This is a genomic window from Christiangramia lutea (assembly GCF_022489035.1).
Taxonomy (GTDB): domain Bacteria; phylum Bacteroidota; class Bacteroidia; order Flavobacteriales; family Flavobacteriaceae; genus Christiangramia; species Christiangramia lutea.
In genome coordinates this window covers 34424-42402 of record NZ_JAKVTV010000007.1, presented here as the reverse complement: position 1 = coordinate 42402, position 7979 = coordinate 34424, and the positions used below count along the sequence as shown (strand labels likewise).

Here is a 7979-nt window from a genome sequence, read left to right as displayed (position 1 = left end):
GCAGGATATTTACCTGAAACAACGCACAGCAGTGAAGAATAAGATCCATGGGGAGAAAGCTCTCGGGACACCTTCTAAAACGGTAAGTAGATCTCTTGTTAGAATGCTGAAGCAATTAGAGAAGGAACTAGCCCAGATCGAATCCAAGCTGGAATCCTTAGTCAGGAAAACCCAGAAAGAACAACTGGAGCAATTAACCAGTATTCCGGGAATGGGAAAGAAGACGGCGATGTTATTGATCGTTCTCACAGACGGATTTGCCAGTTTTGAGAATGCCAGGCAGCTTTGCTGTTTTACAGGGATTACACCGACGATCAGGCAATCAGGGAGCAGTGTAAGGGGGCGTAGCCGGATAAGTAAAGTAGGCAATCGAAAACTTCGCAATTTACTATTCATGTGTAGCTTTACTGCTTGCAAAACCAATAAGGCCTGCAGGGAAATTTATGAGCGAATTGTTGAGAAGGGTAAGAGTAAGAAGCTAGCATTAATAGCCGTATGTAATAAGCTCCTGAAACAGGCATTTGCCATCGCCAAATCAGGAACCTATTACAAAGAAAATTATTTATCGAAATCAGCTTAAAAGGACTTGGATTTTACCTTAGTTCTTTGTTGTGCGCTGGCGTCATTGTTCCAAATTTTTCCTTCCCTCAAATACTTTACTAATTTCAAAATAGTAGGTGGATTTTTCTCCCTCGCTATTTACCACTTTCATTTTATCACACATACCTCCATTGTTATCAACTTTTTGTTCTATTAATTCGGAATCGAGCATATCTAAAATAAAATATTCCTCAGAAACTTGAATTACAGGCCAGGCAGTTTCGCAAGTTTTACCATCTCCATTATTTACTATTGATTTTAAAAGTCCGAATTGGATTGTTTTGTATTTGTGAGCATTGGTTGAATCCTCTAAAATTTTATATGTCTGTCTCAATATTTTATGAGCATTCATATTAGTATAATCAATGCTTAAAATTTCTTTTGTTAGCTTTTTAATTTCCTCGTAATTAGAATTGGACATTTCTTTATAAATCTCCTTTTCAAGTTCATTAATCTTAGATCTTTTTTCTTTAGCTATTTTAAATTGTGGACTTTTTAAAAAGCTTTCTCTGAACTTTTTATAATCAATATCAGTTTCTCCATTTTCTAAAACTGAAACTGTTTTACTGTATTCATCTTCAAATTGTGGAACTTTAATTTTTGTATGAGATTGGCCAAAAATGTTAGTTGAATTTATGATTAGAATAATAGCAAAAATTAAAATTTTCTTCATTTCGGGATTTTTTTAGCTTGCGCACAACGGTCTCGGTTATCGCCAGTTGGCGGAGTAGGGGACGGGGTATTGTCGGCTTAGTATCAGTTTGTTGGTCAAGTTAATTATTTTATTACTAACGGTGCCGCTTATTGGCGATGAACCGTTGTTGTTGCGCGTTTTTTTACTTCTATCTTTCTACTGGAAGATAAAAATCATTATTGTTTATGATCATAGAAATGCTTGAATAATATTTAAACCGATTAATAAGAGGTTGATAATAAAAAGGTTTCTAATAATTCTATTTTGGTCTTTAATTGTTGTAATAATCCCAAGGATTAAAATTGTTAGAAATATTATTCCCCATACGAGTACAACTTTAGAATAAAGTTCACTTGATTTATAATAATAGGGAACAGGACCTTCTCCGCCAAACGGGTAATTTTCTGTTTCCTCAAGCATTTTGATAATGTAAAATTCTCGAAGATTAATAAAAGCAATTAACCCACTGAGAAGAATAGTTATTAATGAAAGGAATTTTTTGATCATTCGAAATATCAAAAGTGTTTATCCAAAAGCAGCCCAAAGTATATCCATTATCGAGCTAAAAATACTTTTTTCTTTTTCAGGTTCGTAGTACTTTTTTCTTAAGTAATCAATATGCTTTTTTAGGCTTTTATCGATTAGATTTTTTTCTATTTCAATATTTAATTCCTCGCTAAACTTCTTAGAAGCTAATTTATTTTTTATCAAATATTGGTTATGAATTAATTCATTTATTTTCTCAAATAGATCGTTATTCTTGAATAATTCATTTTTTTTTTTGTGCCCACTCTAGCTAATGAATCGGAATTTGATTCATATAGATCAAAAATTCTAAGATGTTCTTTTGTTATCAAATTCATCTTTAAAAAATGCGCTACAACGGTCTCGGCTATCGCCAGTTGCGGGAGTTGGGACGCGGAGTTGTCCGCTTATTGGTTTTGTTTCCTGGTTTCTAAAATTACACTTTTTCGATGATACCCGTTATTGGCGATGAGCCGTTGTTGTTGCCAGTTTTATTTGTTTAAAGTATCTACTTTAGGTTCACCTTCCATAAATAAAAAATCTTTGTATGTGAATCTATCGATATTTCCTGTATTTAAGTTAATGTCATAAATCACATTTGTCGATGTGATTCCGGAAAGATTAGAAGATTCTCCTAACTTTTGTAAATAATCAACTTTTCTATTCATGTAATTTTCAATTACGAATTCGTAATAATTATCTTCAGGAAAAGGATATTCTTCCTTAATAATGATTCTTCTCGGTTTCTTTTTAGTGTTTTCGAAATAATAATATTCATTTAAATCTACATCATAAATCACCCCAGAAAATTCATTACTGTTCCACTCAGGTATTAGTGAGTATTGAAAAATTATATGATCAGAAGTTTGATATTTTCTATCTAGTTCCTTTAAAACTAATTTGTAAGATTTAAAATTCAAACCAGTTTCACTTTCAAATTTTGAAAGTTCGTTGTAGAACTTGGGTGATTTACAATTGGAAAAAGTCAAAATTAATATGAAAAGAATAGGAATTTTGATTTTCATTTTTTGAATTTTAGACTAAAATTTATCTTATAAAATTGGCTACAACGGTTACGGTTATCGCAAGTTGCGGGAGTAGGGACGCGAACTTGTCGGCTTACCGGTTTGTTTCTTGGTTACTAAAAGTATGGTTTTTCTACTAAACCCGTTATTTGCGATTAACCGATGTTGGGCATAGTTAGGCTACGAAAATTAATTCGATTTCATCCATTAAACTTTTAAATGATGGTATTCTATTGTTCACATTTAAGTATAAATTGCCGTAATCTAATGCATTAACGGTTCGATCTATAATAGGCTTCTCTTTCTTATATGTTTTTCCAACATGATTATAAATATCTTTCAGCTTATTGGCTGGCTCATCTATATTTTCTGTATTATCCGAACTTGGATCGAACCCAAAATTATTATTTACCAAATCTGGATTCAGAGAATCATCTATTTCTGAATAATGATTTTCTTCGGCTAAGAACCAACCTTCAATTTCCATTACACTAAGAACAAATGAAATTGGTAAATCTTTTTGTGGAATTTTATAATTTAATCCTCTTACTAGTTTTGGAATTTCCTGTCGGGTAAAATCTGGAAATACGTCCCTGAATCCTATTACTTTGACGTATCCAGATTTAATCAAACTTGATCTTTGATCAAGTATATATGATTTTATAGCACTATCTCCACCACAATTATAAATTAAAACAAAATATTGAGTATTTTCATTTACTTCGGCGGACTCTATCAATGTATATTTAATTGCTGTTTTAGATCCTCCCCGAGCATTTTTGATCTCTACGCCGATATTTTTTTTACCGAAAATCTCAACTAACAAATTTTTTAAAAATTCTTGTTCCGTATATCCTTCAACGAAAAATGCAACCTTTTTAATATCCATTATTCCATTCCAGTTTTGAAAAAATCAGTAGAGAAGAAGTCAAAATTGTTTAATCCTGTAAATCGAAAATCTTCAAATTCTTTATTTGAATTGTATTTATTAAACATTTTAACATTAGCACCTTCTCTGGATATTATTTGCCAATATTCCAAACTAGTGTGATTCATTACAAATTTATCGTTTGTCGACATCGATAGTTGAATATTATTAGTTTGGGATTTATTTATTAAAAGTTGGATTAATTTACTTGATCTCTCAAAATCAAGACCTTCGCCAATGTCATCAATTAAGATGTTCAGGTTCTTCTTTTCTAGAATATAATAGTTATAATGGATTAATACAGATAAAGCTCTAAACATCCCGTCTGACATTTCATTTTGATCGGTAAGACCATTTCTATCATTTTCTTTAACTCTTAGCCCTACAACTTTGTTTCCTCCAGGTGCATCTACTTTTATGCTGTGAAGCACTCCAACATCAATATCATTAATATTGTAGCCAATGGAATTAAAGTCTATAATTAAATTATTTATAAAAGTATCACGGTAACGAGCCTTTGCTCTTCTAAATACTTCAATTGCTTGGTTGGAACCCTTCATATTAAAACTTTCGGTAGGAGTTTTATTGCTATCAATTAGGGCCAATGTATGCTTCTCCTGTTCTTTCGAAAATCTAAAATGTCTAGTATTGGATGCCCAATTAAATAGATTTTCTAAATACGGAAATTGAATTTCATCTCTCCGATAAGCAACTAATTCATTTTGGGGAATTTTGAAGTTCATTAACTGTTTAAGGTCTGAATTGAAAATTTTACCCGTTCCAGACTCATTTCTTTCAAATAAAATTCTATCTTTTTCAAGCATTTTTTCAAACATAACTTTCCCATCCTCGAATTTCACTGAATATGAGTATTCCGTTTGATTTGTTTCAAACATTCCATTATATGTACCCGAATTGAACTGAATTCTTGGGCTTAAAAGTAATTTGGATAAACCATGTATAACATTTAATGTTCTAGATTTTCCAGAAGTGTTATTTCCAACAATTAAGTTTATTGAGTTTAATTTAAATTCTTCCAGTTTCCAGAAACGGGGAGAGTTTTCGTATTCTTCGTATGAAAAAGTTTTTAGGATCATCACTTAATATTAATCTTTCGATAAAAATAGACATATTATTTAAAATGGGACATTGTTCCTAATTATGCCCAACGGTCTCGGTTATCGCCAGTTGGCGGAGTAAGGGACGCGGAGTTGTCGGCTTAGTATTGGTTTGTTGGTCAAGTTAATTATTTTCTTTCTAACGCTGCCGCTTATTGGCGATGAACCGTTGTTGTAGTGCGTTTTTACAAAATCGAATCTGGTTGGACAGCATTTTTATAAAATTCATTTTTTGGGTCTATGTGATACATTAATTTGTAATAATTACCGATAAATTGATTACCATCAACTAATCCATCCGTGTATAATTTTAAGCTATCTGAATCACTAGAAACAATCATTCTTAAAAAAGATTCATTGTTCTGAGTTCCAATTCTGTTTTGATTTTCAATTAAAAAGCTGTCAATATTCCAATTTGAATTTTTTGAACTTAGTTTTACTATTTGATTACTATTTCCAAACTCTACATCATTTATAGTTAATTGAACTTCTAAGCTATCATTTGATTTTGTCAGTTGAATAGTTTCCTGCCTATCCCAACCACAAATCGATAAATCTGTAGAAATTTTAACTGTATCTAAATTTGTCATTTTAGAAGTCAGCTCTGCATAGTCATTTTTTAAGTGGAAATCTGATTTACCCCTTTTGGGATTATTTTCCTGGCAGCTAATAATCAATAGGATTAAGAATAAATAGTAAATCAAATTTTTCATTGTAAATATGCGCTACAACGGTCTTGGTTAACGCAAGTAGCGTGGAGTAGGGACGCGTTCTTGTCGGCTTAGTTGTTTTGTTACTTGGTCTCTAAAATATCACTTTTTACTCTATTGCCCGGTATTTGCGATAACCGATGTTGTGCAAAGTTTTTATGTACTATTTAATTTATAGTTTGGAACTGTAATTCTTTTTATGAAAATTAATCCATCATACATTTCTGAAAACTTTTTATTGATTAAATGATAATCTTTAGGATTGAAACCCGGTCCTCCTAGTATTAATTGTTTTATTTTTTTACTAAAAAAATCTATTGAATTATCTTTTGTTGCTTTATCCATTTCTATAAAATAGATGTCTTTGTTTGCCTTTATTAATGTTTCTGAATATGTCCTTTTAAAAGGTTCATTTATCGTATAAACTCCCCAATGATTAGGTTTGTTTTTTTCGACAATATAACCTCTTAAATCACCAATTCCGAAATCGAATCCTACACTGTAATAATTCTCTTTATAATAATTTTTTAAATGCGCACCTAAATTAGTCCAGCCACTTCCATAAGACAACATTTCTAGATTATTAATATGTTCATTGTGTGCCCAGATAAATGCTTTTCCATTTTGAGTATTATTCTCAATTATATATTTGGCATTTTCGAACATTTTCAAATCTCGAATTTGACTCGTAGGATTTTGAATATAGAAATTGTAATCTATTAAATATTCAATAGCTCTTATAATATCTTTGAATTCCTCAATATCAGTTATAGTAGATTCTGACTCTACGATTATTTGCTTTAACTCACGAAGTTTAGGATTTTTCTCATCTGCCCATTTCGAGGATATATTTTTGTAGTCAATTTTCTTATTTACACTTTCATCAGTGATTGAAAGCAAATCGTCATTGACTGGCAAATTATATTTTTTTACAAATCTGCGTATCCTCTCATTTATATCAGTCACTACCTGAATATCTATTCCATAAAAGCGAATTTGTTCATCTTTTCTCTTATTTAAATTATAATTCCTCATCCATTGCAAAAGATTTACAACTTCCAAGGTATGCCAGGGATTAATGCTAAAATTCTTAGCTATAGTTTTTATATCACCTTTTCCACCGCTAATCCATTCATTAATACCTAATTCTGCGATATAAGATTCTTCCATTAAAAATGCTTTTACATTTTCTTCTTTCACTAAGTATTTGAAAAACTTTGCTTTGATATCGAAAAATTCTTTACCATGATGTGTGGTTTCTCCAAAACCAAAAATTTTTGCATTCTGAAATTTCTCAGGAATATTTTTGTCAAATGATGCAAGATAAGTGTCGGGATCTGAATTTTCAATTTCTATCAGGTTGCTATTTATCCATTCAACAGTTTTGTTATTTTGAGCTTGGATTTGATGAACAAATAATAATAGAAATGCGATTAAAAAATGTTTCATTTATAGTTCGGCTTATCTTGAAAATTTTGCACAACGGTCTCGGTTATCGCCAGTTGGCGGAGTAGGGACGCGGGTTTGTCGGCTTAGTATTTTGTTGTTGGTCAAGTTAATTATTTTCTTACTACGGTGCCGCTTATTGGCGATGAACCGTTGTTGTAATGCGTTTTATTTTGAAATTATTTTTGAACTAGTGCAACTGCCCTTTTTAAAGATTCTAAGAAATATTCTTTTTCATCTTTTTTCTCTAAGCAATAATCCATTAAATAATATGAATGTTGATTAGAATTAGATTCGAATTCTCCATTTTCATAATAAGTTATTTCTTGAGTATTATCCTTTGTATTGACTTTTATGCTGGGAATGAAGAAATCTTCTTTATTTAATTCTATCCTATTTTTATCTAACTTGGCAAGTGGAATTTCCCATTTTTGAAAGTAATTTTCTACTGATTCGCCTATATAAATTGTTAATACATTAGACTCGTAATTATACTGAGCTTTTTCATCAACTTCTATTTGATTTGATCCTTCGTAACAATTATTAATATGACTAGTTATATTAATAATACAATCTTTGAGCGTATTGCTATTTTGAATTTTTTCAATTCTTGATTTACAAGATTGTAGAGTAACAATTAATATTAAAATGTATATTTTTCTCAATATATAAATTATTAAAGAGGATTATCTTATTTCCATTTTGTCAGTTCGTTATAAATAAAAACTCCATCTACCGATTTTATAAATTAGAAAGTAAAAATTTTTTGTTTTAAATCAATAATCCTACTTTAAAAATGCATTACAACGGTCTCGGTTATCGCCAGTTGGCGGAGTAAGGAACGCGGATATGTCGGCTTAGTATTGGTTTGTTGGTCAAGTTAATTATTTTCTTTCTAACGCTGCCGCCTATTGGCGATGAACCGTTGTTAGC

General features: G+C 30.9%; 10 protein-coding genes. 1 reads left to right on the top strand and 9 read right to left on the bottom strand.

Annotated features, from left to right (window positions below):
- On the top strand, positions 1-580 hold a 580-nt coding region (locus tag ML462_RS15575; RefSeq protein ID WP_240714761.1), incomplete at its 5' end, for a transposase.
- A 42-nt stretch (positions 581-622) separates the two neighbouring features.
- Here ML462_RS15575 and ML462_RS15570 read toward each other — a convergent pair.
- The 9 genes from ML462_RS15570 to ML462_RS15530 all read right to left on the bottom strand — a co-directional run bounded on the left by ML462_RS15570 (position 623) and on the right by ML462_RS15530 (position 7711).
- The gene (locus tag ML462_RS15570) at positions 623-1273 is read right to left on the bottom strand and encodes a DUF4919 domain-containing protein (protein ID WP_240714760.1); all 651 of its coding nucleotides are present in this window, start codon (positions 1271-1273) and stop codon (positions 623-625) included.
- Between the two features lie 210 nt (positions 1274-1483).
- The gene (locus ML462_RS15565; RefSeq protein ID WP_240714759.1) at positions 1484-1801 is read right to left on the bottom strand and encodes a hypothetical protein; all 318 of its coding nucleotides are present in this window, start codon (positions 1799-1801) and stop codon (positions 1484-1486) included.
- An 18-nt stretch (positions 1802-1819) separates the two neighbouring features.
- Positions 1820-2005: a hypothetical protein gene (locus ML462_RS15560; protein WP_240714758.1), complete on the bottom strand. Its 186-nt coding sequence runs from the start codon at positions 2003-2005 to the stop codon at positions 1820-1822.
- 305 nt (positions 2006-2310) lie between these two features.
- Positions 2311-2844: a hypothetical protein gene (locus ML462_RS15555; RefSeq protein WP_240714757.1), complete on the bottom strand. Its 534-nt coding sequence runs from the start codon at positions 2842-2844 to the stop codon at positions 2311-2313.
- A 175-nt stretch (positions 2845-3019) separates the two neighbouring features.
- Positions 3020-3733 (bottom strand): DUF4276 family protein, encoded by a 714-nt coding sequence (locus ML462_RS15550; RefSeq protein ID WP_240714756.1) that lies wholly within the window; start codon positions 3731-3733, stop codon positions 3020-3022.
- Positions 3733-4869: an ATP-binding protein gene (locus ML462_RS15545; protein ID WP_240714755.1), complete on the bottom strand. Its 1137-nt coding sequence runs from the start codon at positions 4867-4869 to the stop codon at positions 3733-3735. The genes ML462_RS15550 and ML462_RS15545 overlap by 1 nt, the downstream gene beginning before the upstream one ends.
- Before the next feature lie 206 nt (positions 4870-5075).
- Complete coding sequence (locus ML462_RS15540) at positions 5076-5603, bottom strand: hypothetical protein (RefSeq protein ID WP_240714754.1); 528 nt, start codon at positions 5601-5603, stop codon at positions 5076-5078.
- A gap of 153 nt (positions 5604-5756) precedes the next feature.
- Positions 5757-7049: an erythromycin esterase family protein gene (locus tag ML462_RS15535; RefSeq protein ID WP_240714753.1), complete on the bottom strand. Its 1293-nt coding sequence runs from the start codon at positions 7047-7049 to the stop codon at positions 5757-5759.
- Between the two features lie 176 nt (positions 7050-7225).
- A complete protein-coding gene (locus ML462_RS15530; RefSeq protein ID WP_240714752.1) occupies positions 7226-7711 on the bottom strand; it encodes a hypothetical protein in 486 nt (161 codons plus the stop codon).
- Positions 7712-7979 lie beyond the last annotated feature (268 nt).

Coding starts and splice junctions, on each gene's coding strand:
- ML462_RS15570 (WP_240714760.1), bottom strand. CDS start 1,273: ATGAAGAAAATTTTAATTTTTGCTATTATTCTAATCATAAATTCAACT.
- ML462_RS15565 (WP_240714759.1), bottom strand. CDS start 1,801: ATGATCAAAAAATTCCTTTCATTAATAACTATTCTTCTCAGTGGGTTA.
- ML462_RS15555 (WP_240714757.1), bottom strand. CDS start 2,844: ATGAAAATCAAAATTCCTATTCTTTTCATATTAATTTTGACTTTTTCC.
- ML462_RS15550 (WP_240714756.1), bottom strand. CDS start 3,733: ATGGATATTAAAAAGGTTGCATTTTTCGTTGAAGGATATACGGAACAA.
- ML462_RS15545 (WP_240714755.1), bottom strand. CDS start 4,869: ATGATCCTAAAAACTTTTTCATACGAAGAATACGAAAACTCTCCCCGT.
- ML462_RS15540 (WP_240714754.1), bottom strand. CDS start 5,603: ATGAAAAATTTGATTTACTATTTATTCTTAATCCTATTGATTATTAGC.
- ML462_RS15535 (WP_240714753.1), bottom strand. CDS start 7,049: ATGAAACATTTTTTAATCGCATTTCTATTATTATTTGTTCATCAAATC.